The following is a 25433-nucleotide window of genomic DNA, read 5'->3' on the forward strand; positions in this document are numbered from 1 at the left end:
GTGAGTGATCACCGTACCGGTTCGATTCCGGTCCTCGGCATTAACTTAATATGCGCCCATAGCTCAACTGGATAGAGTGTTTGACTACGGATCAAAAGGTTAGGGGTTCGACTCCTCTTGGGCGCGTAGGTTTTTTTTTATTATCGGGAAGTAGCTCAGCTTGGTAGAGTACTTGGTTTGGGACCAAGGTGTCGCAGGTTCGAATCCTGTCTTCCCGACTTTAAGAAGGTGAAAACCTTCTTTTTTTGTTTTGTAAAGATAGCAACCGCTTAAAGCAGGTAAACTGTTTTGAGCGGTTTTTTTAAATTAATCTTGGATTAAAAGGCTTTCTTCTTTATTTCATTTATTAAATTCGTTATAATTAAGGTCAGTAATAGTCAATAGGAGGGAGTCTAATGAGTAGTCGAAATACCTCTGATTTGATCGAATCTTACTTAAAAGGAATTTTAGAGGATCATGAGATCATTGAGATTCGCAGAGCTGAGATGGCGCAGTTGTTTAATTGTGTACCGTCTCAAATCAATTATGTGATCAATACCCGATTTACGTTTCAGCGAGGATACTTAGTGGAAAGTAAACGTGGCGGTGGTGGCTATATCCGGATCAGTAAAGTCAAGATCTCGGATCAGCATTACTTTTTGGAACAGTTGATGGATTCTTTCGAAGATGAAATGTCTGAAGCGAACGCATTTGGAATCATTCAAAAGTTATTTGAAGAAAAAATTATTACCGAAAATGAAGGCAATTTGATGTTGAGTGCCGTGTCAAAGAATAGTTTAGGGATCAGTCAAATCGAAAATCGTTTGCGTTCCCGGATCTTACACGGGTTTTTAGAACGATTGAGCTATGAGAAAAGGAGTGAAAAGTGAAATGGATCAGTTATATACCGAACGAGCGAAAGCTGTTTTAGCGATTGCTCAAGAAGAAGCCAAATATTTCAAACATCGCTCAGTGGGATCTGAGCATGTCTTGTTAGCTTTAGTGATCGAACAGCAAGGAATCGCCGGCAAAACATTGCGGCAGATGAATGCCAATGAAAATGATATTCGCGAAGAGATCGAACACATGACGGGATATGGTTCGATGAAAGCTTATCCTGAAGGCAGTTACTTGCCATACTCACCGCGAGCTAAACAAATTTTGATCTTTGCCGATGATGAAGCGAAGCGATTCAATGTTAAATTAGTGGGAACGGAGCATTTATTGTTAGGTCTGTTGCGAGATGATGAGATTCTAGCTTCCCATATTTTAGTCAATCTAGGGTTGAGTTTGCCGAAGATGCGGCAGTTATTATTGAAAAAGATGGGCGTCAATGAGACGAACAATGGGAATCCAGCTGGTATGCGCCGGAAAGCTCCTGCTAAAACGATGCCGCAAAATACTTCGCAAGGAACACCGACTTTGGATGGTCTAGCTCGTGATCTGACGAAATTGGCTCGAGAAAAGCGGCTTGATCCGGTAGTCGGACGAGATAATGAAGTACGTCGGGTCGTTCAGATCTTGAGTCGGCGAACGAAAAATAATCCGGTCCTAGTCGGTGAACCAGGTGTCGGAAAAACAGCGATTGTGGAAGGTTTAGCTCAACGGATCATTGCTGAAGACGTCCCAGAAGATATGCGGGGCAAACGGTTGATGATGCTGGACATGGGCGCTTTAGTTGCGGGAACGAAATACCGTGGTGAATTTGAAGATCGGCTGAAAAAAGTGGTCGATGAGATCTATCATGATGGTCAGATCATTTTATTTATCGATGAATTACACACGTTGATCGGAGCTGGTGGAGCAGAAGGCGCGATCGATGCGTCGAATATTTTGAAACCAGCGTTAGCCCGCGGTGAGTTGCAAACGATCGGGGCGACGACGTTAGATGAGTACCAAAAATATATTGAAAAAGATTCCGCATTAGAGCGGCGTTTTGCACGGGTGCAAGTTGATGAACCGACACCTGAAGAAGCTGAAGAGATCTTGAAAGGCTTGCGCCCGCGGTATGAAGAACACCACGGCGTTGCGATCACAGATGAGGCGCTACATGCGGCAGTCTCCCTTTCGGTGCGCTACATCAATTCGCGTCAGCTACCAGATAAAGCGATCGATCTGATGGATGAGTCAGCGGCAAAAGTCCGTTTAGATACGACGGATGAATTGTCAGAGCTGGATAGTTTACAAAAACAAATCGATAGCTTGATCGAAGAAAAAGAAAAAGCGATCCAAAATCAAAATTTCGATTCTGCCGCACGACTGCGTTTGAAAGAGAAAAAATTAACAGCTGAATTACAGCAAGCAGCTGTCATGGAAGCCAAACAAGAAAACGGCTATTTAGATCAAGTAACTGATGAAGATGTGGCCGCGGTCGTTTCCCAATGGACCGGTGTCCCACTGCAGCAATTAGAGAAAAAAGAAAGTCAACGTTTGTTAGATCTAGAGACGGTCTTGCACCAACGCGTTGTTGGACAAGATGCAGCTGTTAAAGCGATCTCGCGAGCGATTCGCCGGGCTCGCAGCGGGTTGAAAGATCCTGAGCGCCCGATCGGTTCGTTCATGTTTTTAGGTCCAACTGGGGTCGGGAAAACAGAACTTGCTAAAGCACTAGCTGAAGCGATGTTTGGCAGTGAAGAAGCCTTAGTTCGTGTTGATATGTCGGAATACATGGAAAAATACAGCACTAGTCGGTTGATTGGTTCACCGCCTGGTTATGTCGGCTACGATGAAGGCGGTCAGTTGACGGAAAAAATTCGCCAAAAACCGTATTCGGTGATTTTACTTGATGAAGTGGAAAAGGCGCATCCAGATGTCTTCAATATTTTATTACAAGTATTAGACGATGGGCATTTGACTGATTCCAAAGGTCGAAAAGTCGATTTTCGCAATACGATCTTGATCATGACGTCCAATATCGGCGCCACGGAGATCCGAGAAGAAAAAAGTGTTGGTTTCAACGCGAAAGATCTCACGAAAGATCATGACGCGATGGAAAAACGGATCATGGAAGAGCTGAAAAAAGCGTTCCGACCTGAATTTTTGAACCGGATCGATGAAACGGTCGTCTTCCAATCATTGGATCAAGAACAAATCCATGAGATCGTGAAGATCATGAGCCGTTCGATCGTGGAACGGATGACGGAACACGAGATTAAAGTCAAGATCACACCGGCTGCGATCGATGTGATCGGTAAAGTCGGATTTGATCCAGAATATGGTGCCCGGCCGATCCGACGAGCGTTGCAAAAAGAAATCGAAGACCGCTTGGCAGAAGCCTTGCTTTCTGGACAGATCAAACTAGGTGATCAAGTGACAATCGGTGCTAGTAAAGGCAAGATCACGTTAACTGTCAAAAGTCCGACTGAAGAGCGGGTCGCTGAAAAAGTTTAAAAAAACATCCAAGAGTACGTGGTTTAGTTGTGTTCGACTAAGCTGCGTGCTTTTTTTGTGCTGAGTTACAAAATAAATTGCGCCTGTTTTTTTAGTGAAATCTTAGGAAAGAATAGTGTTGGAAAGCACTTGGAGCTGTGATAGTATAAAAAAAGTTATAGCTTGGTAGGTTGTTGAGTCAGGCAACTTGAACTTAGAGCTTACTTTAATTGGAGGAATTTACAGATGATCGAATTGATCGCGACGGCCGATTCGCTCCAGCAAGGCAAAGCGTTGCTGGCAGCAGGGGTCGATACATTATATATCGGGGAAGAAACGTTTGGCTTGCGTCTGCCTTACAGTTTTTCCCGCGCGGAACAAAAAGAATTGATCGACTATGCTCATGCGCAAGGCAAAAAAGTCAATCTAGCATTGAACGGGATCATGCACCCGGAAAAAATGAAACAAGTGCCAGCGTATTTAGAATTTTTGGCGCAAGTCAAACCGGATCGGCTCGTCGTAGGAGACACTGGAGTGATCTATTTATTGCGTCAGCATGAGTATGGGTTGCCATTTATTTATGATGCTGAAACGTTAGTCACGAACGCACGGCAAATCAATTTTTGGCAGCAAAAAGGTGCAGTTGGAGCAGTATTGGCTCGAGAAGTTCCGTTTGCGGAGATGGAAGAATTGAATTCACAAGTCACGGTTCCAGTGGAAGTTCTAGTTTACGGTCCAACGTGTATCCATCAGTCGAAGCGGCCTTTATTGGAAAACTATTTTAACTACACACAGCAAACGGAACAGACAGATCGTAAGCGGGGCTTGTTCATTTCAGAGCCGAAAAAACCTGATAGCCATTATTCGATCTATGAAGATCAGCACGGTACGCATATTTTTGCTAATAACGATGTTGATTTGAGTCTTGAATTGAATGAATTGTGCCAAGCGGCCTTTACAACGTGGAAATTAGACGGGTTGTTCAATCCCGGGGAAGACTTTGTAACGATCGCGCAAGCTTTTGCTCAAGCAAAAAATGCAATCGAAGCTGGCGTTTGGGATGTTGAAGCGAGTCAAGCACTAGCTGCTGCGATCCAGGCTCATCATCCTGCAGAGCGCGGATTAGATACTGGTTTTTATCATTTAGATCCAAGTACGATCAAATAAATTTGAGTTTAAAGGGAGTATTCCGATGATCAAAACGAAATTGAAACGGCCGGAAGTCTTAGCTCCAGCCGGGACATTAGAAAAATTAAAGACCGCAATCCATTATGGCGCGGATGCAGTTTATATCGGGGGCGATGCGTACGGTTTACGTTCGCGGGCCGGCAACTTTTCATTTGCGGAAATGGAAGAAGGCGTGGCGTTTGCCAAGGCGCATGATGCGAAAGTTTACGTCGCAGCCAACATGGTGACCCATGAAGGCAACGAGGATGGCGCGGGCGAATTTTTCCGCACATTGCGGGACATCGGGATCTCAGCGGTGATCGTCTCTGATCCAGCTTTGATCGCGATTTGTGCTACTGAAGCACCGGGCTTGCCGATCCACTTGTCGACCCAAGCTTCAGCGACTAATTATGAAACGTTGGAATTTTGGAAAGCAGAAGGGTTGGAACGGGTCGTTTTAGCACGGGAAGTCTCGATGGCAGAACTTGCTGAGATCAGACAACATACCGATATCCAGATCGAAGCGTTCATTCATGGTGCGATGTGTATTTCTTACTCGGGTCGTTGTACGTTGTCTAATCACATGTCGATGCGCGATGCCAATCGTGGCGGCTGTTCGCAATCGTGCCGGTGGAAATACGGGCTGTTCGATATTCCTTTTGCCAATGAGCAGCGTTCCTTGACGGAAAATGGCGATGTCACGGAAGAATTTTCCATGAGTGCAGTGGACATGTCCATGGTCGAACACATCCCCGATCTGATCGAAAACGGCGTCGATAGTTTGAAGATCGAAGGCCGGATGAAATCGATCCACTACGTTTCGACAGTTTCAAATGTCTATAAGGCCGCAGTCGATAGTTATATTGAAGATCCAGAAAACTATGTCTGCAAACAAGAATGGATCGATGAATTGTGGAAAGTCGCGCAACGAGAATTAGCGACCGGGTTTTATTATCAGACCCCAACTGAAAATGAACAATTATTTGGTGAACGCCGGAAGATCCCAGTCTATAAATTTATCGGGGAAGTCATGGCATATGATGCGCAAACGGGGATTGCGACGATCCGACAACGGAATCATTTTTCAGTGGGGGATGCGATCGAATTTTATGGTCCGAATTTTCAGCATTTCCACCAAACTGTGACCGAGATGAAAAATGAAGACGGTGAATCGATTGATCGGGCACCAAATCCGATGATGATCGTCACCATGCCAGTCGAACAACCGGTTGAGCCAGGGGACATGATCCGTAAGAAAAAAGAGTAGTGACGCGTGGTCAGCGTAAAAGCGAGTCGGGAGCATTGAAGGTCAAGTCTGATTTTCAATGGTCGCGGCTTTTTCGATCACTTAAGCGGTTAGGCAAAAATTTTGACTATTTTTGACCGACAGCTTACGCTTTATGAGATGAAAATAAGGGAGGCAATCTGTTGATGAAAGAATATGATTATATCGTGATCGGCGGCGGCAGCGGCGGGATCGCTTCAGCTAATCGGGCTGGTATGCACGGCGCGCGTGTGTTGCTGATTGAAGGCAATGAGATCGGTGGGACATGTGTCAATGTCGGCTGTGTACCGAAAAAAGTCATGTGGCAAGCAAGTTCGATGTTAGAGATGTTAGAACGGGATGCCGCTAGTTATGGGATCCATGCACAATTAGAAAAGTTTGATTTTCATGAACTCGTGACTCGACGTGAAAAGTATATCGACTTTTTACATACGGCGTATAATCGCGGCCTAGATTCTAATAAAGTCGAACGGATCAAAGGTTACGCGACTTTTGTCTCGGATCGCGTGATCACCGTCAATGGAGAAGAATTCACGGCACCGCACATTTTGATCGCAACAGGGGGGCATCCTAGCACGATGTCGATTGAAGGCGGCGAACTCGCGATCGATTCCAACGGCTTTTTCGCGTTGCAACAGTTACCAAAATCAGTGATCGTGTTAGGTGCGGGCTATATTGCAGCGGAACTCAGTGGCGTGATCCAAAGTATGGGGGCGCAAGTCGAGTGGGCGTTTCGGTATGGTCGACCGTTGCGCAGTTTTGATCAGATGTTGGCGGAAAATGTCATGGAGATCTATCAAGACAACGGTGTCCAGTTGCATCCGTATTATGTCGCTAAAAAAATTGAAAAAACGGCGACCGGGTATACGGTAACGTTTGAAAATGACGAAACGTTGAGCGCAGAAGTCGTATTATTTGCCGGTGGGCGCAAACCAAATACGAGCCAGCTTGGGTTAGAAAACACTGGTGTGACCTTAGATGAAAAAGGTTTTGTCACCGTTGATAAATTCCAAAATACAACGGCTGACGGCATCTATGCGGTCGGAGATGTGATCGGCAAGATCGATCTGACACCAGTCGCGATCGCAGCCGGTCGTCATTTGTCAGAACGACTCTTCAACGGTCAGACCGAGGAGTATTTGGATTATGATTTGATTCCAACGGTCATCTTCACTCATCCGCCGATCGCAACGATTGGACTGACTGAAGATGCTGCCATCAAACGCTACGGCAGTGAGGAGATCAAAGTCTATCGTTCCCGCTTTACACCGATGTATTTTGCGTTGAGTGAGTATCGACAAAAATGTGAGCTGAAATTGATTTGCTTAGGAAAAGAAGAAAAAATCATTGGCTTACACGGTATCGGGGTCGGGGTCGATGAGATGTTGCAAGGTTTTGCGGTGGCGATCAAAATGGGCGCTACGAAAAAAGATTTTGACAACACGGTGGCGATCCATCCCACCGGCAGTGAAGAATTTGTCACGATGCGGTAAAAAGTTAAAAAAATAAACGCGAACGAAGTCTCTGGGATTTAACAGTTGGCTCGTTCGCGTTTTTTTACTCTAAGGCAACGATCAGTCGTGTTTTTCAAACTTAGGTAAAACGTGTAATTTGGTCAAGAAACCGTTTGTCAACAGTCCGATGATGAGCCCGCTTGCTAACCCTAAGCCGGTAAAGAGTGGGGCGCTGTAAAGGATCGTAGTCGTACCCGTGATGAGACACACGACTGTCAGTTGACCGGCTAAATGCAGCCACGCCGCAAACATACTGGCACCCAGTAGGCTAAATTTTCCTCTGCCAAATCGCTGCGCGCCAACTAAGCCTAAAAAACTCAAATACGCGCCCGCGCTACTGTATAACAATAAAGAGACCGTCCCGCCTAATAAGGTAACTAACAGTAAACGTGCGGTGATCACGAGTAGTGTCTGGCGGTAAGTCGTCGTGTAAAAAGCGACTAAGGTGATGAGGTTGGTCAAGCCGAGTTTGACGACTGGAAAAGCTGGGATCGGAGCTGGCAATGCGCGTTCGATCAAGTTTAAGATCACCGCTTGGGCAACTAATAAACTTAAATAAATTAATCGTTTAGTGGTCAACCTGATCCCCTCCTGTGATCGTCACACTCAACTTATGAGGCAGACAAATGAGCGTTTCAGCCGGGTGTTCGATCCAGCCTTGTTGCACGCAGCGCTGATCAGGACAACTAGCCTGTTTGATCCGGATCTTTTGATCTTTGATTTCGATCACGTTGGTGTCTCCGTCAGGCGCTCGATAACGATAGGTGTAGTGTTGCTGAGGCGTGAGGGGAAATTTTTTTTTGATCTGACCATCGACTTTTAAAACTGCCACGGTATTTTTTTCGAATCCGACCAGCCACGGCAAAAAACTGATGGCTAACAGCAAGCTGACAAGTAACCAATCTGCCGGTCGTAAAGTAATCAAACGTTTCATCGCGTTATCCTTTTCCTTTTGGTCCTTTTAGTTTACCATAAAAATAACGACTGAAAGGAGTTGCGATGCGTTACTTAGGATTATTATTAGTCTTGTTGTTAACCGGCTGTCATAGTCAACTGAAAGAACAAGAGGGCTTTTTACTCAATACGTATGTCAAATTAAAAGTAGAGACTCGCGATCCCCACGTGTTACCGGCGGCGTTTGCAACGATCGAAGACTTAGAAGCCCAACTAGCTTATCAGCAAAAAGATTCCGAGATCGCTCAGATCAATGCCGCGGCAGGAAAACACGCGGTGAAAGTTTCTAGCTCAACTTTCCAATTGCTCCAACAAGCTAAACTACTCGCTGCAAAGACCGATGGGGCATTTGATCCTACGATCGGCGCAGTGAGCACGTTGTGGCAGATCGGCACGAAACACGCGCGCAAGCCTGCTGCCACAGAGATTGCAGCTGCTTTACCATTAGTTGATCATCGTGAGCTCGATTTAAATGAAGCCAAACAGACCGTCTACTTAAAAAAAGCCGGGATGAAATTAGACTTGAGCGGGATCGCAAAAGGCTATATCACTAAAAAAGTGGTGACGCAATTAAAAAACGCCGGTGTAACTTCTGGTGCGCTGGATCTAGGGGGGAATGTGTATTTGTTAGGAACGCGTCCTACAGGTGAGCTGTGGCAAGCCGGGATCAAGTCGCCATTTGAAGGACAACACTTACTCGGTCAAATCGCGGTGAAAAATCAAGCCGTCGTCACGTCTGGTGGTTACGCGCGTTACGTGACTTTAAAGGGGAAAAAATATTCTCATCTGCTGGACCCGCACACTGGTCAGCCAGTAGAAAACGACCTTGCCAGCGTGACGATCATTGCCGCAGATGCGACGGTTAGTGATGCCTTGGCAACTGCAGTTTTTGTTAAAGGCAGCCAAGCCGGACTCACTTATTTAGAGCGCTACCCTGCAGTAGAAGGGATCTTAGTGACCAAAGAACAAGGCATTTACGTGACTAAAAATTTACAGCACAAGTTTAAGTTAGCAAAATAAATAGTACCTTTAAGAGGGATTATCTTTTATAAATTAGACCAATAACTGTGTGAGCTGGCTAAAAGTACAGCACTTTATGGAAAGGCAAAACAAATAGCCTCAAAGAGTTCTGATCCATTTCTTTGAGGCTCGCTTTCAGTTTTTTTAAAGGTGATATTAAAAATAATTATTCTTCTATCGACTTTACTCCTTGTAGAAAGGGTCCGTCTGTTGTAGTTGTCTCTTGTTCTTCCTCATGAGTACTAGTAGGTTTTGGATCGCTCTTCCCACAGCCTGAAAAAGAAAGTAAAGTGAGAATGACAATAGTTGAACATAGGAATTTTTTTTCATATCGCTAGCTCTCCGTAGTTTGATAATGGAATAAAAATCAGAATTAACGACATCTAATTCCAGTATAGACATGATATTTATGTTCAATTCCTACTCGTTCTCTGTATCCTCGAACATAGTAATTCCATAAATTTTTAACAATATCCCAGCTTGGATCTTTTTGAGAGTGTTGTCTGTCAAGTGCATCTTGTTCATTTAAAATCCTCCTAGACATTTGTTTTTAGTCCAGATTGAATTTATCATATTTGTTTGAAAGCGCAGGGAGAATGTCTTAAAATGGCGAGTTTGGTATCGCGAACGATCATTTGCAATAAAAAATAGCTGTAACGACGCTTAAATGGTTAAAGCGTCGTTACAGCTATTGATGGTTTTAGCCAAGGTTTATTGAATCGCACTTAAACTGATCTCGCCGGAAGCTAAAACTTTTTGTTCGCTTCCGAGATCAACGACTAGTTCACCGTGTTCGGTGATAGCGATCGCAGTCCCGAAAAAAGTTTGGCCTTTTTGCTGGAAGGTGACTTTTTTTCCTAAGACGAATGATTTTTGCCGGTAACGAGTCAGGGCAACGTTCGGATCAACGGTCACTAACTCAAAAAAACGATTCCAGATCTCTGCGATCAAGTCATTTCGCGTGATAGTCGCTTCGCCAGTCGGAAAAATCGAAGTGGCTTTCGTTTGTAAAGCGGCGGGATACGCTGTTTGGGGGATCGAAAAATTGATCCCCATACCGATGATGATACAGTTCAAACGGTTTGCTTCAACATCGGTCGTCGCTTCTGATAAGATGCCCGCGATTTTTTTTCCATTTAAATAAATGTCATTGACCCACTTGATCGAAGTGGTCAGACCAGTCAAATGATCGATCGCTTCAGCTAACGCGACGGCCATTAAAATCGTGTACTGAGGCAGCGCGGTAAGTTCTGCTTGCGGTCTTAGCAGTAAGCTCATGTAGATCCCTGCTCGCGGTAAGGCAAAAAAAGGACGATTGAAACGACCGTGGGGAGCTTGTTGCATGTCGGCGACAAATAGTCGCGGTGTTGAGCGATTTTCTAAAGCCGCTAGTTGAGCATCTTTCATCGTGGAAGTAGAAGTCTCGAAGACCTCGACTGCTAATGGCGTCGTGATTTTTTTGACTAGCTCGGCTTGATCCAATACATCAGAAGACAAATAGCGGTAGCCAACTGAGCGATGTTCGATGTGATAGCCGGCTTTTTCCAATTCTTTGATCGCTTTCCAAACGGCCGTCCGAGAGACGTTCAGCTCTTGGGCCAACGCTTCACCTGAGACAAATGCCGTTTGCTGCTTTAATTTTTTTAAAACTTCATCTTTAACTGTCATGAATGGTTCCTCCGAGTCTCAGTGTAACAAAAAAACCGGCGAAAAGCAGCCGGTCACGCTAAAAGTAGCGCATCATCTTGTAATTTTTCTCCGCTGTTTTTTTGGAAGAGTTCCATCAGCTGAGGGACGGTCAGATCGGCTTTTTCACTTTCCGTCAAGTCGACGGCGATCTGGCCTTGGTGCAGCATGATCAGGCGATTACCATAGCGGATCGCGTCTTCCATATTGTGGGTCACCATGAAAGCCGTCAATTGATTTTCTGCGATCAATTTTTTTGTCAATTCCATTACGGTGATGGAGGTTTTCGGATCAAGTGCGGCAGTATGTTCATCCAATAAAATCAATTCAGGTCGTTGCAACGTCGCCATCAGTAACGTGATCGCTTGCCGTTGCCCGCCCGATAATAACCCGATCTCACTATCTAAACGATTTTCTAAATTCAAGTTTAATTGCGCTAATTGTTCTTTGAAAAAAGCGCGATTTTTTTTCTTGACGCCGGCGCCAAAGCCTCGTCGTTGGCCGCGTTTTAAAGCAAGTGCTAGATTTTCTTCAACGGTCAATCGAACGGCGGTGCCCAGTTTAGGATCTTGGAAGACCCGACTGATCTTTTTCGCGCGTTTGGTCACCGAGTGCTTGGTGATATTTTCACCGTTTAAAAAGATGCTGCCGGTCTCCATCGGCAAAGTGCCGGCGATACTGTTTAAAAAAGTCGATTTCCCGGCACCATTGCCACCGATGATCGTGACGAATTCTCCGGCCGCCATGGAAAAATCGATGCCTTTTAAGACGTGGTTTTCATTGACGGTCCCTTTTTCAAATGTTTGATGTAAATCAGTGATTTTTAATTGCATGACCCTTCACGTCCTTTGCCATTTTTTTCGTTTTGGATTTTGGATTCAAAGTAAATTTTTCGCGAATTTGCGGAAGTGACAAACATAAGACTAAGACGATCGCCGAAGCTAATTTTGAATCAGATGGTTCGACGTTCATTTCAAAGACAAGTCCTAAGATGAGTCGGTACAAAATCGCGCCGACCACGATTGTGATCAATCGAATCCCGATCGGTTTGTGGTGTAATAAAACTTCCGCGATGATGATGGAAGCTAGACCGATCACAATCGTACCCACCCCGGCATTCAGATCAGCAAAGCCGTTGTTTTGTGCCAGCAGTGCCCCAGACAATGCGATGCAGCCATTAGAAAGCATGTAGCCAATCAGTTTCATGTTTTCAGTTTTGACCCCATTTGCTTCACTCATGGCTGGATTGTCTCCTGTCGCCCGGATTGCAAGTCCGATCTCGGTTTTGAAAAATAAAACGAGCAGTAAGATGGCTACTACCGCGATGCCGCTACCAACTAAAATCACAGCATTGGTTTTAGTGAGTCCGAAACCTTGCACACTCGTAAAAATCGTCTTTTCACCTAGCAGCGGAATGTTGGGCGCGCCCATCACTCGCGAGGTAATGGAGTAAAGACCCGTCATCGTGATGATCCCGGCTAAGAGTGCGGGGATTTTTAATTTTGTATTCAAGATCCCGGTGATCAAACCAGCTAAAGTCCCACCACCAAACGCTAACAACGTGGCAAGTAGCGGGGACATCCCATTGGTGATCATAATCGCTGCGATCCCGCCGCCAAGCGGAAAGCTGCCTTCAGCGGTTAGATCCGCGATATCTAAGATGCGAAAAGTCAAGTAGACTCCGATCGCTAACAAGGACCACAATAACCCTTGTGACGTTGCAGAAAGTAATAAATCCATCAGGTGATTCCTCCTTTTTAGAAGCCGCCTTTATTTCGGGGCTTTGATCGTACTTGGATCGATGTCTAATGCTTTAGCCATCTCTTTATTGATGACTAATTTCAGATCTTTTGCTTTTTCCACGGACAGCTCAGCTGGTTTGGCTTTACCATCTAAAATCTTCGCCGCCATTTTACCAGTTTGTTCGCCGAGTTTTTCGTAATCGATCCCGTAAGTTGCTAAGCCACCATCTTTGACTTGATCGACGGAGCCAGCTACGATCGGGGTTTTCTTTTCTTTGGCGACTTCCCCGATCACCGCTGCAGCACTAGCAAACGTGTTGTCAGTTGGAATGTAGATGCCATCGGTCTGTTCAGCTAATGTCTCTGTGACTTGCTGGACATCGTTCGTCGTGTTGGCGGTTTTGACTTTGACTTTGACGCCAGCTTTTTTCAAAACTTTCTGGGCTTCTTTAGCTTGCAATTTAGAATTGGATTCACCGGCGTTATACATGATGCCGATGGTTTTTGCTTTTGGTTTGATGGAAAGTAGTAAGTCGATCTGTTTTTTGATCGGGACCATGTCAGTAGTTCCCGTTACGTTGCCGCCAGGTTTTTGATTACTGTCCACGAGCTTGGCCGCTTTTAGATCCGTTACGGCGGTCACGACGATTGGAGTATCTTGGGTGGCATTTAATAAAGATTGCGCTGCTGGAGTGGCGATTCCTAATAATAGATCTGGTTTTTCTTTGACCAGCTTGTCGCTCATACTTTTCAAATTATCTTGACTGTTTTGTGCGTTTTGGTAATCAAGTTTCAAATTTTTGCCTTCTTTGTAACCACCTGCGGCTAGTCCTTTTTTGAAGCCTTTATAAGAAGCGTTCAAGGAAGCATGTTCGACTAATTGCAAAACACCGACTTCTTTTTTGGCAGCGGCTTGAGCCGGGAGTGCAGCTCCTAAACTTAATAGTGCAACTAAACTGGTTACGATAACTGTTTTTTTCATACGCAAATCTCTCCTTCAATTTTGTTTTCGGGGTAAAAAAAATCATCCACTTAGATAAAATAAGTGGATGATCGAGTCTACAAAAATAGTTTTTGCCTCAGCCACTTAGATTATCATCTACGTGGCCGCACGTGAAAGTTCTCTAGCCATCATAGATACAAACAGGTTTGTCATGTTTGTATCCGATGTTCGAGGATACAAACCTATCTAAAATAGCTAAAGTAGTAGCGGTTATTCAGTTGTGAGGATAAATGAGTTTGTGTGTTCATAATAAAAACCTCCAACGAATTAAGATGTGCTTAGTATATTCTAAGAAAAATCCCTTGTCAACCTTAAAGTTGAAATATTCAGAAAATTCGCGCCGGGATATCGGACCATTTTGCACACCATTAATAGAAAGAAAAAATGAAATCATTAAGAAAAATTTCTGATTGCAGCAGTAAGACGATGAGGGGTTGACTTTTAGTTTCAGAACATGTATCATATGAAGTTGCAAAAACTATCTGAAATGATAAAAGACAGGAACGAAATATTGTCCGTTTCGGTTTTTAATAGGAAAACAAAAGTAGAAGCGTAGATCTAGTTTTAAGCGAACGTTCTATTTTTGGTTTTTTTTTGCCTAAAAGCCGCAAAAAATGTCATTTGTTACTTAAATTTAAACTTCGTAACAAAATCGTAACTTTATCTTCGGATCGGTTTTCAAACTTTTAAGAGGGGTGAAGAACTTGGCTGGACACGTAGTAAAATACGGCAAACACCGAGAACGCAGAAGCTTCGCACGAATCAGTGAAGTATTGGAATTACCGAATTTGATCGAGATTCAAACGGATTCTTATCAGTGGTTCTTAGATGAAGGATTACAGGAGATGTTTGAAGACATTTTACCGATTGATGACTTTAACGGAAACTTATCACTTGAATTTGTTGATTATGAATTGAAAGAACCAAAATACACCGTCGCAGAAGCCCGCCAACATGACGCCAACTATTCCGCACCATTACACGTCGTTTTACGCTTGATCAATCGCGAGACCGGCGAAATCAAATCCCAAGAAGTCTTCTTTGGCGATTTCCCATTAATGACTGAACAAGGAACATTTATCATCAACGGAGCTGAACGGGTCATCGTATCCCAATTAGTTCGTTCACCAGGGGTTTACTTCCATGGCAAAGTTGATAAAAACGGTAAAGAAGGTTTCGGTTCAACCGTGATCCCTAACCGGGGTGCTTGGTTAGAAATGGAAACTGACGCGAAAGATATCTCGTATGTTCGGATCGACCGGACACGGAAGATCCCATTGACGACGCTTGTACGGGCGTTAGGTTTTGGCTCTGACGATACGATTTTAGAGATCTTCGGTGAAAGCGAATCATTACGCAACACGATCGAAAAAGATTTACACAAAAACCCAAGCGATTCTCGGACTGAAGAAGGTTTGAAAGACGTTTACGAACGTTTACGTCCCGGCGAACCAAAAACAGCTGACAGTTCTCGGAGTTTGTTAACGGCGCGTTTCTTTGATCCGAAACGTTACGACTTAGCCAATGTTGGTCGTTATAAAGTCAATAAAAAATTAGATTTGAAAACACGCTTGTTGAACTTGACGCTAGCTGAAACGCTAGTCGATGCTGAAACTGGCGAAGTGATCGTTGAAAAAGGAACTGTTTTGACCCATCAAGTGATGGAAGAGCTTGGTCCTAAATTAGAAGCTGGCTTGAATTCAGTGACTTATTACCCATCAGATGATGCGGTAGTGACTGATCCGATGACCGTCCAAGCGATCAAAGTCTTTTCACCAAAAGATCCAGAACGTGAAGTAACAATCATTGGTAATGGTTACCCAGATCCTTCTGTTCGGACAGTTCGTCCAGCTGACATGATCGCTTCTATGAGCTATTTCTTAAACTTGATGGAAGGAATCGGCAATGTAGATGATATCGACCACTTAGGGAATCGTCGGATCCGTTCAGTTGGGGAATTATTACAAAACCAATTCCGGATCGGGTTAGCTCGGATGGAACGGGTCGTTCGCGAACGGATGTCGATCCAAGACCAAGAAACGTTGACTCCGCAACAATTGATCAACATTCGACCAGTTGTCGCAAGTATCAAAGAATTCTTTGGTTCTTCTCAGTTGTCACAGTTCATGGATCAAACCAACCCATTAGGGGAATTGACCCACAAACGTCGTCTATCGGCCTTAGGACCTGGTGGTTTGACTCGTGATCGCGCCGGCTATGAAGTCCGCGACGTTCACTATTCTCACTATGGCCGGATGTGTCCGATTGAAACGCCTGAAGGTCCCAATATCGGGTTGATCAACTCACTAGCCTCTTACGCGAAAGTCAATAAGTTTGGCTTTATCGAAACGCCTTACCGTCGCGTGGACCGCGCAACTGGAAAAGTAACCGATAAGATCGATTACTTAACTGCTGATATCGAGGACCATTATGTTGTCGCCCAAGCGAACAGTCCGTTAAATGAAGACGGCAGCTTTAAAGAAGAAGTCGTAATGGCACGGGCAACAAGTGAAAACTTAGAAGTGACGATCGATAAAGTCGATTACATGGACGTTTCACCAAAACAAGTAGTTGCAGTCGCCACCGCTTGTATCCCGTTTTTAGAAAACGATGATAGTAACCGGGCCTTGATGGGTGCCAACATGCAGCGGCAAGCTGTTCCGTTGATCAACCCTAAATCACCATGGGTCGGTACCGGGATGGAATATAAAGCAGCCCATGACTCAGGTGCGGCATTACTATGTAAACACGATGGCGTCGTTGAGTTTGTCGATGCCAATGAAGTTCGCGTGCGCCGTGAAGATGGTGCTTTAGACAAATATACGATCACTAAATTCCGTCGTTCAAACTCAGGAACGAGTTATAACCAACGGGCCTTAGTTGGTCTTGGCGAACAAGTTGAAAAAGGCGATATTTTAGCAGATGGTCCTTCAATGGAAAACGGCGAATTAGGTTTAGGCCAAAACGTCGTCGTTGCCTTCATGACTTGGGAAGGGTACAACTATGAAGATGCCATCATCATGAGCCGTCGTTTGGTAAAAGATGATGTCTACACGTCGATCCATATTGAAGAATATGAATCAGAGGCTCGTGATACGAAATTAGGGCCTGAAGAAATCACGCGTGAGATCCCGAACGTTGGGGAAGACGCATTGAAAAACTTAGATGAGATGGGGATCATCCGCATCGGAGCTGAAGTTCACGATGGCGATCTCTTAGTCGGAAAAGTAACACCAAAAGGAGTAACCGAATTATCAGCTGAAGAACGTCTATTGCATGCGATCTTTGGTGAAAAAGCTCGGGAAGTCCGCGATACCTCATTACGAGTACCACACGGTGGCGGCGGGATCGTTCACGATGTGAAGATCTTTACCCGTGAAGCTGGCGACGAATTATCACCAGGGGTCAATATGTTAGTGCGCGTTTATATCGTGCAAAAACGTAAGATCCATGAAGGGGATAAAATGGCCGGCCGTCACGGGAACAAAGGGGTCGTTTCTCGAATCATGCCAGAAGAGGATATGCCATATCTTCCAGACGGCACCCCCGTTGATATCATGTTGAATCCATTAGGGGTACCTTCACGGATGAACATCGGGCAAGTCTTGGAATTGCACTTAGGGATGGCAGCTCGCCAACTCGGAATCCACGTTGCAACACCCGTCTTTGATGGCGCGCAAGATGCTGATGTTTGGGATACGGTTAAAGAAGCTGGAATGGCTGCGGATGCGAAGACTGTTTTATATGATGGTCGGACCGGTGAACCATTTGATAACCGGATCTCCGTTGGGGTAATGTACATGATCAAATTGGCCCACATGGTCGATGATAAATTGCATGCTCGTTCAATTGGACCTTACTCACTTGTTACCCAACAACCATTGGGTGGTAAAGCGCAGTTTGGGGGACAACGTTTCGGGGAAATGGAAGTTTGGGCACTGGAAGCTTACGGTGCCGCTTATACCTTGCAAGAAATCTTGACGTATAAATCAGATGACGTGGTCGGACGGGTGAAAACTTACGAAGCGATCGTCAAAGGTGAACCTATTCCAAAACCAGGTGTACCAGAATCATTCCGCGTGTTAGTCAAAGAATTACAAGCGCTAGGTCTAGATATGCAAGTCTTGGATATCGAGGACAAAGAAATCGAATTACGGGATATGGATGATGACGATGACGATTTGATCACCGTTGATGCGTTGACCAAATTTGCGGAACAACAACAAACCGCTAAAGAACTAGAACAAAAAGCTGAAGCTGAAAAAGCCGAAGCCAAAGATGATCTAGATCAAGAAATCGAAACTGCCGAAGACGTCCAAGAGTAAGTTGTAAGATCGTGTCAAATGTGAAAGACAGTTTGGCAAAAGCTGGAAATCAAAACTGAAGCTGATCGTTACCGTACGTGAAAAGACGGTCGCTGAATTAACCGTTCTTAAAAGTTTTTTAGAACGGATTTGAAGCGGCGAGGGCTGAGACAAAGACTCAGCCCGATCCAGCACCTTAACGGATCAAGCGGAAGCTTTTGATTGGAAGCTTTGCGGCTTGCTAAGTCGCGTATAAATGAAACGGAGGGAAACCCTTTTGATCGATGTAAATAAATTCGAAAGTATGCAAATAGGTTTGGCTTCTCCTGAAAAAATCAGAAGCTGGTCATATGGTGAAGTAAAAAAACCAGAAACTATCAACTACCGGACCTTAAAACCGGAACGTGAAGGGTTATTCGATGAACGTATTTTTGGTCCAACTAAAGACTGGGAATGTGCTTGTGGGAAATACAAACGGATTCGGTATAAAGGGATCGTTTGTGACCGTTGTGGGGTTGAAGTTACTCGCTCAAAAGTTCGCCGTGAACGCATGGCGCATATCGAATTAGCGGCTCCAGTTACTCATATTTGGTATTTTAAAGGGATTCCTTCACGGATGGGTCTTGTGTTAGACATGAGTCCGCGGGCGTTAGAAGAGATCATCTACTTTGCTTCTTATGTCGTGATCGATGCCGGCAATACGAGCTTAGAGAAAAAACAATTGTTGACGGAACGGGAATACCGGGAAAAACGTGAACAATATGGTCAAGAATTCCAAGCCGCTATGGGAGCTGAAGCGATCAAACAACTATTAGATCAAGTCGATCTAGAAGGTGAAGTCGCTGAATTAAAAGAAGAATTGAAAACCGCACAAGGCCAAAAACGGACTCGGGCGATTCGACGTTTAGATGTGTTGGAAGCTTTCCGAACTTCTGGGAACAAACCAAGCTGGATGGTCATGGATGTGATCCCAGTCATCCCACCAGACTTGCGGCCAATGGTCCAATTAGAAGGTGGGCGGTTTGCAACGAGTGACTTGAACGATTTGTATCGTCGCGTGATCAACCGGAACAACCGGTTGAAACGTTTGTTAGACTTGAACGCACCAAGCATCATCGTTCAAAATGAAAAACGGATGCTCCAAGAAGCCGTTGACGCATTAATCGATAATGGTCGTCGGGGCCGTCCTGTTACGGGTCCTGGTAACCGGCCATTGAAATCTCTTTCTCATATGTTGAAAGGGAAACAAGGTCGTTTCCGTCAAAACTTACTAGGGAAACGGGTCGACTACTCCGCACGTTCGGTTATCGTCGTAGGACCTTTCCTTAAAATGTATCAATGTGGTTTGCCAAAAGAAATGGCGATCGAATTGTTCAAACCTTTTGTGATGAAAGAATTAGTGCAACGGGAGATCGCTTCAAACATCAAAAATGCTAAACGTAAAATCGAACGTCAAGAAGATGCCGTTTGGGATGTGTTAGAAGAAGTCATCAAAGAACACCCTGTTTTACTGAACCGGGCACCGACATTGCATAGATTAGGGATTCAAGCATTTGAACCGATCTTAGTTGAAGGTCGTGCGATTCGTTTGCACCCACTTGTTTGTGAAGCGTACAATGCCGATTTCGATGGTGACCAAATGGCTGTCCATTTACCATTAGGCGAAGAAGCGCAAGCTGAAGCTCGCTTGTTGATGCTAGCGGCTACGCACATCTTGAATCCAAAAGATGGCAAACCAGTCGTAACCCCTTCCCAAGATATGGTCTTAGGGAACTACTATTTAACGATGGAAGAAGAAGGTCGCGAAGGTGAAGGCATGGTCTTCCGTGACATGAACGAAGCGGTCTTAGCTTGGAAAAATGGCTATGTCCACTTGCATTCACGGGTTGCCGTTGATCCAAATACATTAGGCGACAAACCATTTACTGAATGGCAAAAAGAACGCTTGATGATCACGACAGTCGGCAAGATCATCTTTAACGATATTATGCCGCAAGAATTCCCTTATTTGAATGAACCGACTGATTTCAATTTGACGGAACATACACCAGATAAATACTTTGTGGAACCTGGGGCTGATATCCCAGCTGTGATCAAAGAACAAGAGATCATTTTACCATTCAAGAAGAAAAACTTGGGAAATATCATCGCCGAAGTCTTCAAACGTTTCAAAGTGACGGATACGTCAATGATGCTAGATAGAATGAAAGACTTAGGTTACAGCCATTCAACGATCGCTGGGATGACAGTTGGGATCGCCGATATCATGGCATTGAGTGAAAAACATGACATCATCGACAACGCTCATAAACAAGTCGGCGTGATCACGAAACAATTCCGACGCGGGTTGATTACCGATGATGAACGGTATGAACGGGTCATCGCAGTTTGGAATGGCGCAAAAGATGAGATCCAACAAAAACTGATGGAATCATTAGATGCGAAAAATCCGATCTTCATGATGTCTGATTCTGGTGCCCGTGGTAACATCTCCAACTTCACGCAGCTTGCGGGGATGCGGGGCTTGATGGCCGCACCGAATGGTCAGATTATGGAATTGCCGATCATCTCGAACTTCCGAGAAGGACTTTCAGTCTTGGAAATGTTTATCTCTACTCACGGGGCTCGTAAAGGGATGACCGATACCGCCTTGAAGACTGCCGATTCAGGTTACTTGACGCGTCGTTTAGTTGACGTTGCCCAAGATGTGATCGTCCGAGAAGAAGATTGTGGTACTGACCGCGGTCTTGAGATCTCAGCGATCCGTGAAGGTAATGAGATCATTGAATCATTAGAAGAACGGTTAGTTGGACGTTATACGCAAAAAACAGTGCTTCATCCAGAAACTGGTGAAGTGATCTTGCCAGCGGATGCTTTGATGTCTGAAGCTGACGCAAAACGGATCATCGATGCGGGCGTTGAAACGGTCACGATTCGTTCCGTCTTCACTTGTAATACGAAACACGGCGTATGTAAACATTGTTACGGCCGTAACCTAGCAACTGGGGATGACGTTGAAGTCGGTGAAGCAGTTGGTACGATCGCTGCCCAATCTATCGGTGAACCAGGTACTCAGTTAACCATGCGGACCTTCCATACCGGCGGGGTTGCCGGGGATGATATCACACAAGGTCTTCCACGGGTCCAAGAAATTTTTGAAGCTCGGAATCCGAAAGGGCTAGCTGTGATCACTGAAGTTACCGGTGTCGTTTCTGAGATTGCCGAAGATGCTGCGACGCGGACCAAAGAAGTTACCGTCAAAGGTGAAACCGATACGCGGACGTACACCGTTCCTTATACGGCGCGAATGAAAGTCGTAGAAGGTGATATGATCCACCGTGGTACGCCACTGACAGAAGGTTCGATCGATCCGAAACACTTATTGCAAATTCGTGACGTGATCTCCGTTGAAACGTACTTGCTTCGGGAAGTTCAACGCGTTTACCGGATGCAAGGGGTGGAGATCGGCGATAAGCATATCGAAGTAATGGTTCGTCAAATGTTGCGGAAAGTCCGGGTCATGGATCCAGGCGATACCGAGATCTTACCAGGTACATTATTAGATATTGCTGATTTCAAAGATCAAAACTATGATACGTTAGTGGCTGGCGGCGTGCCTGCTACTTCTCGTCCAGTTCTTTTAGGAATCACCAAAGCTTCCCTAGAAACAAACAGTTTCTTATCAGCCGCTTCCTTCCAAGAAACCACTCGGGTCTTGACCGATGCTGCGATTCGCGGGAAGAAAGATCCACTACTCGGTTTGAAAGAAAATGTTATCATCGGGAAGATCATTCCGGCTGGGACTGGGATGGCGACTTATCGCAATCAAGAACCAAAAGAAGTCGTTGTAGCAAGCGAAAATGTCTACAGTATCTCAGACATTGAAGCACAACTTGCGGCTGAAGATGCGATGAACGATCAAAATCCAATGAACTAGTTATGAGCATAAAAGAACCTGTCCACTAATTGCGGGCAGGTTCTTTTGCTTTTTGTACGAAAGCTTCTATAATAAAAGAATTCAAGAGAGGAGTGAAGACCATGGCAGAAGAAAAAGCGATTTTTGCTGGTGGTTGTTTTTGGTGTATGGTGAAGCCCTTTGACACATTACCTGGGATCAAAGCAGTCGTATCAGGATACACCGGTGGGACAGTCAAAAATCCTACTTATGAACAAGTTTGCAGTGGATTGACGGGGCACACCGAAGCGGTGGAGATCACCTTTGATCCTACGATCATTTCGTATGAAGCGTTAGTGGAAATTTATTGGCAACAGACTGATCCCACCGATGCGTTAGGTCAATTTGCGGACCGAGGTGACTCGTATCGGCCGGTGATCTTTTATCGCTCCACAACACAACAAGCAGTCGCGGAACGTTCAAAGGCTAAATTGCAAGCTAGCCAACGCTTCACTGATCCAATCGTGACGAAGATTGAACCAGCGCAACCGTTTTACCCAGCGGAAAGTTATCATCAAGCTTTTTACCGTAAAAATCCAGCTCATTATGCAGCTTACCGAACCGGTTCTGGTCGAGCAGATTTTATCGCCCAGCATTGGCAGCCAACTGAACAATCGTAAGTCCCAAAGCTAAAAAGGGGACGAAAGGAATTTCACGTAATACTTTTCCTTGCAACTTTTGCCAGCCGTAAAAGACCAGTCCGCTAAATGATGCGATGACTAGCAGTAATAAAAAGGCGTACCATGTCAAAAATAAACTCCAAAATGCTAGCAGCCATAAATCACCGCGACCTAAACTGGCGGGTAAAAGCAATTGCAAGCCGGCGTAACTGAGGAGGACGAGCGGCACATGCCACCAGTAAAGCGGTCGTGCCAGCCAAATGGCACTCAACAATAGGAACAGACTGGAAAAAAGAAAGACCCGAGTCTCCACGATCAAATGGTCAGCATCGATCAAAGCTAAAACGAAACTAGCGCTTAGCCAAGCTAACAACCAGACCGTTGACCAAGTCAGCGGTGAAACGTAAGCAAACAATACTCCCGTCAACAATTCACACCAAAAATAGCGCACAGCTAATTTATGGTCGCAATAACGACAACGAAACCGACAGCTGATAATCGAGATGAGGGGAATCAAATCAAGGGGTTGTAATGCGTGTTGACAAAATTCACAGTGAGACCGCGGGACCAGGAGCGAGCGACCTTGTGGCAAGCGATCTGCGACTAAACCGAAAAACGAACCAAAGATCGTACCTAAAACAAAAAAGAGTAATTTCATGAACTGACCTCCTTATTTTAAGCTACGAAAATGGTAAAAATTTTCATCTTTCGGCATAACTTTTGTGCTTTTTAGCAAAGTAGTCTATGCTTAAAAAAGAATAAATTATTAGGAGGCTACGCTTTATGAAATTCAAACAAACCAAAGAAGTTTTGAACCAACTTGTTGCTGATTTGAGTCAATTTTCGGTCGTGATCCATCAAACCCATTGGTACATGCGCGGACCTGAGTTTTTGACGCTGCACCCTTTGATGGATGAATTCATGGACGAGATCAATGATCAGCTAGATGTGATCTCTGAGCGTTTGATCGCATTAGACGGTTCGCCTTACTCGACGTTAAAAGAATTCGCCGAACATACGGGCATTGAAGATGAAGTTGGCCGTTGGGACCGGACGATTCCAGAACGAATGGCGACTTTAGTCAAAGGCTATCGCTATTTAGCTGAGCTTTATCAAAAAGGGATCGATGTTTCTGGTGAAGAAGGCGATGATTCAACGCAAGATATTTTCATCGCGTATAAGACTGACATCGAGAAAAAAATCTGGATGCTACAAGCTAAATTAGATCAAGCACCAGGAACGGATGCGTAATTTCAAAAAATCCTGAGGCCACACTTCAGTATGAAGGGTGGTCTTTTTCTGTCAAATGCGAGATCAAACTAACAACCACCCCATAAAAATAACAATAGTTACTTAAGTGAATTGATTGGAAAATGAAGATAACAGTAAATAAAATCTGTTATCTTTTTTAGTTTTCTGATTTTTGTGTTAGCGATTACAATTATTGCTATAGAAGGGCTAGTATAACTTTGTCACAGAAGAAATAATGTTGAATTGTAATCTTAACGGTGTTGTAATAAAGCCAGTTAAATGGCGGTATAACAGGATTTTAAAGCTGTTTAGCCTCGAAATCCGACAACCACGCCCTAGACTTCTGTTTTTACAGCTTATATAATGTGTCTTGTCGAAAAATAAAAAAACAAAAATCAAAACCACTCACGGAGGATACATAGATGAAATTATCAAGCAAAAAGAATTTAGGTGCTTTATTATTACCTTGCTTACTACTTGCCTTGCCTGCCTTTGCGCATGCGGATGAAACGACTACGATTACGCCAGCTCCTACAGCTGTTGAACAAAAAAGTGTGAACCAAGACGAAGAATTGAAAAAAGCCAAAGCGGCTGGTTATTCAGAAGAACAATTCAAAAAGATCATGGAGATGCCAAACGTTGCGGGAACAACAGAGATCCCCGTCGCAAAACTGGCACCACAAATCTTACAACGGACGTCTTCTAAACAAAGCCAAGTCGTGAATGAAGCGTTGAAATATTTAGGCGTTCCTTATGTTTGGGGCGGCACGACACCAGCTGGTTTTGATTGCTCTGGTTTGATGCAATATGCGTACCGGGCAACGGGGATCAACATTTCACGGGTCACGTATACACAAGAATATGAAGGAACAGAAGTTAGTTTGAACGCGTTAGAGCCTGGCGATCTATTGTTCTACGGTGCTCGTGGCTCAACACATCACGTGGCAATGTATATCGGAAACGGTCAAATGATCCATGCACCTCAACCGGGGGATGTCGTGAAAGTGATCGAAATGAAATACTTCATGCCATCGTTTGCGCGTCGTATCATTGACGAGCCAGATGCACCTGCAGTTCCCGGCGTAAATCCAAAAGCCGGTCCGATGCATCGTTTGTACAATCCAAACTCAGGTGAACATTTCTACACGTCAACCGACGCAGAACGCGATAACTTGACGGGGCAAGGTTGGCAATTAGAAGGGACCGCTTGGACTGCACCAGAAGCCGGCGCGCCCGTTTACCGTTTGTATAACCCAAATGCGGGGGATCATCATTACACGATGAACTCAAATGAACGCGACATGTTACAAAAAGCGGGTTGGAACTACGAAGGGATCTCTTGGTACTCTGATGGCGACAAAACTTTATTACGCGTTTATAACCCACAAGCAAAAGGCGCTGGCGCCCACCACTACACATTAAGCGGTGGCGAAAAAGCAGCGTTACTAGCTAAAGGCTGGAAAGATGAAGGTTCTGCTTGGAACGGGAAATAAATTTTAACTAAAATCAACTAACAGCAGTTCAAGGAATGATTTGAGCTGCTGTTTTTTTATGCTATCATGAAAGTAGTTTTTAAATCGCAGA

At 44.7% G+C, this 25433-nt stretch carries 18 protein-coding genes and 2 tRNA genes; 13 read left to right on the top strand and 7 right to left on the bottom strand.

Features of this window, described 5'->3' with window-relative positions:
- Positions 1-52 precede the first annotated feature (52 nt).
- From GVJ38_RS11400 to gor, 7 genes are all read left to right on the top strand, one after another.
- Positions 53-126, top strand: a tRNA-Arg gene (locus GVJ38_RS11400).
- An 18-nt stretch (positions 127-144) separates the two neighbouring features.
- Positions 145-218, top strand: a tRNA-Pro gene (locus tag GVJ38_RS11405).
- A 177-nt stretch (positions 219-395) separates the two neighbouring features.
- Entirely contained in the window at positions 396-869 is a 474-nt protein-coding gene (locus tag GVJ38_RS11410; protein WP_159723278.1) for a CtsR family transcriptional regulator, read from the top strand.
- A 1-nt stretch (position 870) separates the two neighbouring features.
- Positions 871-3369: an ATP-dependent Clp protease ATP-binding subunit gene (locus GVJ38_RS11415; RefSeq protein ID WP_159723279.1), complete on the top strand. Its 2499-nt coding sequence runs from the start codon at positions 871-873 to the stop codon at positions 3367-3369.
- Between the two features lie 225 nt (positions 3370-3594).
- On the top strand, positions 3595-4515 hold the full coding sequence (locus GVJ38_RS11420; RefSeq protein ID WP_159723280.1) for a peptidase U32 family protein: 921 nt from the start codon (positions 3595-3597) through the stop codon (positions 4513-4515).
- 25 nt (positions 4516-4540) lie between these two features.
- Complete coding sequence (locus GVJ38_RS11425) at positions 4541-5782, top strand: peptidase U32 family protein (RefSeq protein ID WP_159723281.1); 1242 nt, start codon at positions 4541-4543, stop codon at positions 5780-5782.
- Between the two features lie 164 nt (positions 5783-5946).
- Positions 5947-7293, top strand: coding sequence for a glutathione-disulfide reductase (gor, locus tag GVJ38_RS11430; protein ID WP_159723282.1), 1347 nt, complete (start codon positions 5947-5949; stop codon positions 7291-7293).
- A gap of 81 nt (positions 7294-7374) precedes the next feature.
- Here gor and GVJ38_RS11435 read toward each other — a convergent pair whose 3' ends face one another.
- Positions 7375-7893: a Gx transporter family protein gene (locus tag GVJ38_RS11435; protein WP_159723283.1), complete on the bottom strand. Its 519-nt coding sequence runs from the start codon at positions 7891-7893 to the stop codon at positions 7375-7377.
- Positions 7883-8248 (bottom strand): NusG domain II-containing protein, encoded by a 366-nt coding sequence (locus tag GVJ38_RS11440; protein ID WP_159723284.1) that lies wholly within the window; start codon positions 8246-8248, stop codon positions 7883-7885. The genes GVJ38_RS11435 and GVJ38_RS11440 overlap by 11 nt, the downstream gene beginning before the upstream one ends.
- A gap of 65 nt (positions 8249-8313) precedes the next feature.
- Here GVJ38_RS11440 and GVJ38_RS11445 point away from each other — a divergent pair, with 65 nt between their 5' ends.
- Complete coding sequence (locus tag GVJ38_RS11445; protein ID WP_159723285.1) at positions 8314-9288, top strand: FAD:protein FMN transferase; 975 nt, start codon at positions 8314-8316, stop codon at positions 9286-9288.
- A gap of 711 nt (positions 9289-9999) precedes the next feature.
- On the opposite strand, the gene GVJ38_RS11450 is transcribed toward GVJ38_RS11445, so the two are convergent.
- The 4 genes from GVJ38_RS11450 to GVJ38_RS11465 are packed head-to-tail and all read right to left on the bottom strand — an operon-like array spanning position 10000 to position 13698.
- Positions 10000-10956, bottom strand: a complete 957-nt coding sequence (locus GVJ38_RS11450; protein WP_159723286.1) for a biotin--[acetyl-CoA-carboxylase] ligase — start codon at positions 10954-10956, stop codon at positions 10000-10002.
- Between the two features lie 53 nt (positions 10957-11009).
- Complete coding sequence (locus GVJ38_RS11455) at positions 11010-11807, bottom strand: ABC transporter ATP-binding protein (RefSeq protein WP_159723287.1); 798 nt, start codon at positions 11805-11807, stop codon at positions 11010-11012.
- On the bottom strand, positions 11788-12714 hold the full coding sequence (locus GVJ38_RS11460) for an ABC transporter permease (RefSeq protein WP_159723288.1): 927 nt from the start codon (positions 12712-12714) through the stop codon (positions 11788-11790). Before GVJ38_RS11460 ends, GVJ38_RS11455 begins: the two co-directional genes overlap by 20 nt.
- 30 nt (positions 12715-12744) lie before the next feature.
- The gene (locus GVJ38_RS11465) at positions 12745-13698 is read right to left on the bottom strand and encodes an ABC transporter substrate-binding protein (protein WP_159723289.1); all 954 of its coding nucleotides are present in this window, start codon (positions 13696-13698) and stop codon (positions 12745-12747) included.
- A gap of 725 nt (positions 13699-14423) precedes the next feature.
- On the opposite strand from GVJ38_RS11465, the gene rpoB reads away from it, so the two are divergent.
- The 3 genes from rpoB (at position 14424) to msrA (ending at position 22598) form a co-directional block, all read left to right on the top strand.
- Positions 14424-18044, top strand: coding sequence for a DNA-directed RNA polymerase subunit beta (rpoB, locus tag GVJ38_RS11470; RefSeq protein ID WP_200849498.1), 3621 nt, complete (start codon positions 14424-14426; stop codon positions 18042-18044).
- A 256-nt stretch (positions 18045-18300) separates the two neighbouring features.
- Positions 18301-21960 carry a DNA-directed RNA polymerase subunit beta' gene (gene rpoC, locus GVJ38_RS11475; protein ID WP_159723291.1) on the top strand — a complete coding sequence of 1220 codons (3660 nt, stop codon included), beginning with the start codon at positions 18301-18303 and terminating at the stop codon, positions 21958-21960.
- Positions 21961-22061: 101 nt separating this feature from the next.
- Positions 22062-22598: a peptide-methionine (S)-S-oxide reductase MsrA gene (msrA, locus tag GVJ38_RS11480; protein ID WP_159723292.1), complete on the top strand. Its 537-nt coding sequence runs from the start codon at positions 22062-22064 to the stop codon at positions 22596-22598.
- Here msrA and GVJ38_RS11485 read toward each other — a convergent pair.
- Entirely contained in the window at positions 22561-23256 is a 696-nt protein-coding gene (locus GVJ38_RS11485) for a prepilin peptidase (RefSeq protein ID WP_159723293.1), read from the bottom strand. The genes msrA and GVJ38_RS11485 overlap by 38 nt on opposite strands.
- 125 nt (positions 23257-23381) lie before the next feature.
- Between GVJ38_RS11485 and GVJ38_RS11490 the strand changes: the two genes are divergently transcribed.
- Positions 23382-23849 (top strand): Dps family protein, encoded by a 468-nt coding sequence (locus GVJ38_RS11490; protein WP_159723294.1) that lies wholly within the window; start codon positions 23382-23384, stop codon positions 23847-23849.
- A 422-nt stretch (positions 23850-24271) separates the two neighbouring features.
- Positions 24272-25342: an NlpC/P60 family protein gene (locus GVJ38_RS11495; protein ID WP_159723295.1), complete on the top strand. Its 1071-nt coding sequence runs from the start codon at positions 24272-24274 to the stop codon at positions 25340-25342.
- Positions 25343-25433: the final 91 nt, after the last annotated feature.

Source organism: Enterococcus sp. CSURQ0835 (genome assembly GCF_902706605.1).
Taxonomy (GTDB): Bacteria; Bacillota; Bacilli; order Lactobacillales; family Enterococcaceae; genus Enterococcus_A.

Excerpts from the sequence above, each read along its gene's own strand:
- GVJ38_RS11455 (WP_159723287.1), bottom strand. The coding sequence starts at position 11,807 with ATGCAATTAAAAATCACTGATTTACATCAAACATTTGAAAAAGGGACC.
- GVJ38_RS11410 (WP_159723278.1), top strand. The coding sequence starts at position 396 with ATGAGTAGTCGAAATACCTCTGATTTGATCGAATCTTACTTAAAAGGA.
- GVJ38_RS11415 (WP_159723279.1), top strand. The coding sequence starts at position 871 with ATGGATCAGTTATATACCGAACGAGCGAAAGCTGTTTTAGCGATTGCT.
- GVJ38_RS11485 (WP_159723293.1), bottom strand. The coding sequence starts at position 23,256 with ATGAAATTACTCTTTTTTGTTTTAGGTACGATCTTTGGTTCGTTTTTC.
- GVJ38_RS11495 (WP_159723295.1), top strand. The coding sequence starts at position 24,272 with ATGAAATTATCAAGCAAAAAGAATTTAGGTGCTTTATTATTACCTTGC.
- GVJ38_RS11490 (WP_159723294.1), top strand. The coding sequence starts at position 23,382 with ATGAAATTCAAACAAACCAAAGAAGTTTTGAACCAACTTGTTGCTGAT.
- GVJ38_RS11425 (WP_159723281.1), top strand. The coding sequence starts at position 4,541 with ATGATCAAAACGAAATTGAAACGGCCGGAAGTCTTAGCTCCAGCCGGG.
- GVJ38_RS11460 (WP_159723288.1), bottom strand. The coding sequence starts at position 12,714 with ATGGATTTATTACTTTCTGCAACGTCACAAGGGTTATTGTGGTCCTTG.
- GVJ38_RS11465 (WP_159723289.1), bottom strand. The coding sequence starts at position 13,698 with ATGAAAAAAACAGTTATCGTAACCAGTTTAGTTGCACTATTAAGTTTA.
- GVJ38_RS11440 (WP_159723284.1), bottom strand. The coding sequence starts at position 8,248 with ATGAAACGTTTGATTACTTTACGACCGGCAGATTGGTTACTTGTCAGC.
- GVJ38_RS11445 (WP_159723285.1), top strand. The coding sequence starts at position 8,314 with ATGCGTTACTTAGGATTATTATTAGTCTTGTTGTTAACCGGCTGTCAT.
- gor (WP_159723282.1), top strand. The coding sequence starts at position 5,947 with ATGAAAGAATATGATTATATCGTGATCGGCGGCGGCAGCGGCGGGATC.
- msrA (WP_159723292.1), top strand. The coding sequence starts at position 22,062 with ATGGCAGAAGAAAAAGCGATTTTTGCTGGTGGTTGTTTTTGGTGTATG.
- GVJ38_RS11420 (WP_159723280.1), top strand. The coding sequence starts at position 3,595 with ATGATCGAATTGATCGCGACGGCCGATTCGCTCCAGCAAGGCAAAGCG.
- GVJ38_RS11450 (WP_159723286.1), bottom strand. The coding sequence starts at position 10,956 with ATGACAGTTAAAGATGAAGTTTTAAAAAAATTAAAGCAGCAAACGGCA.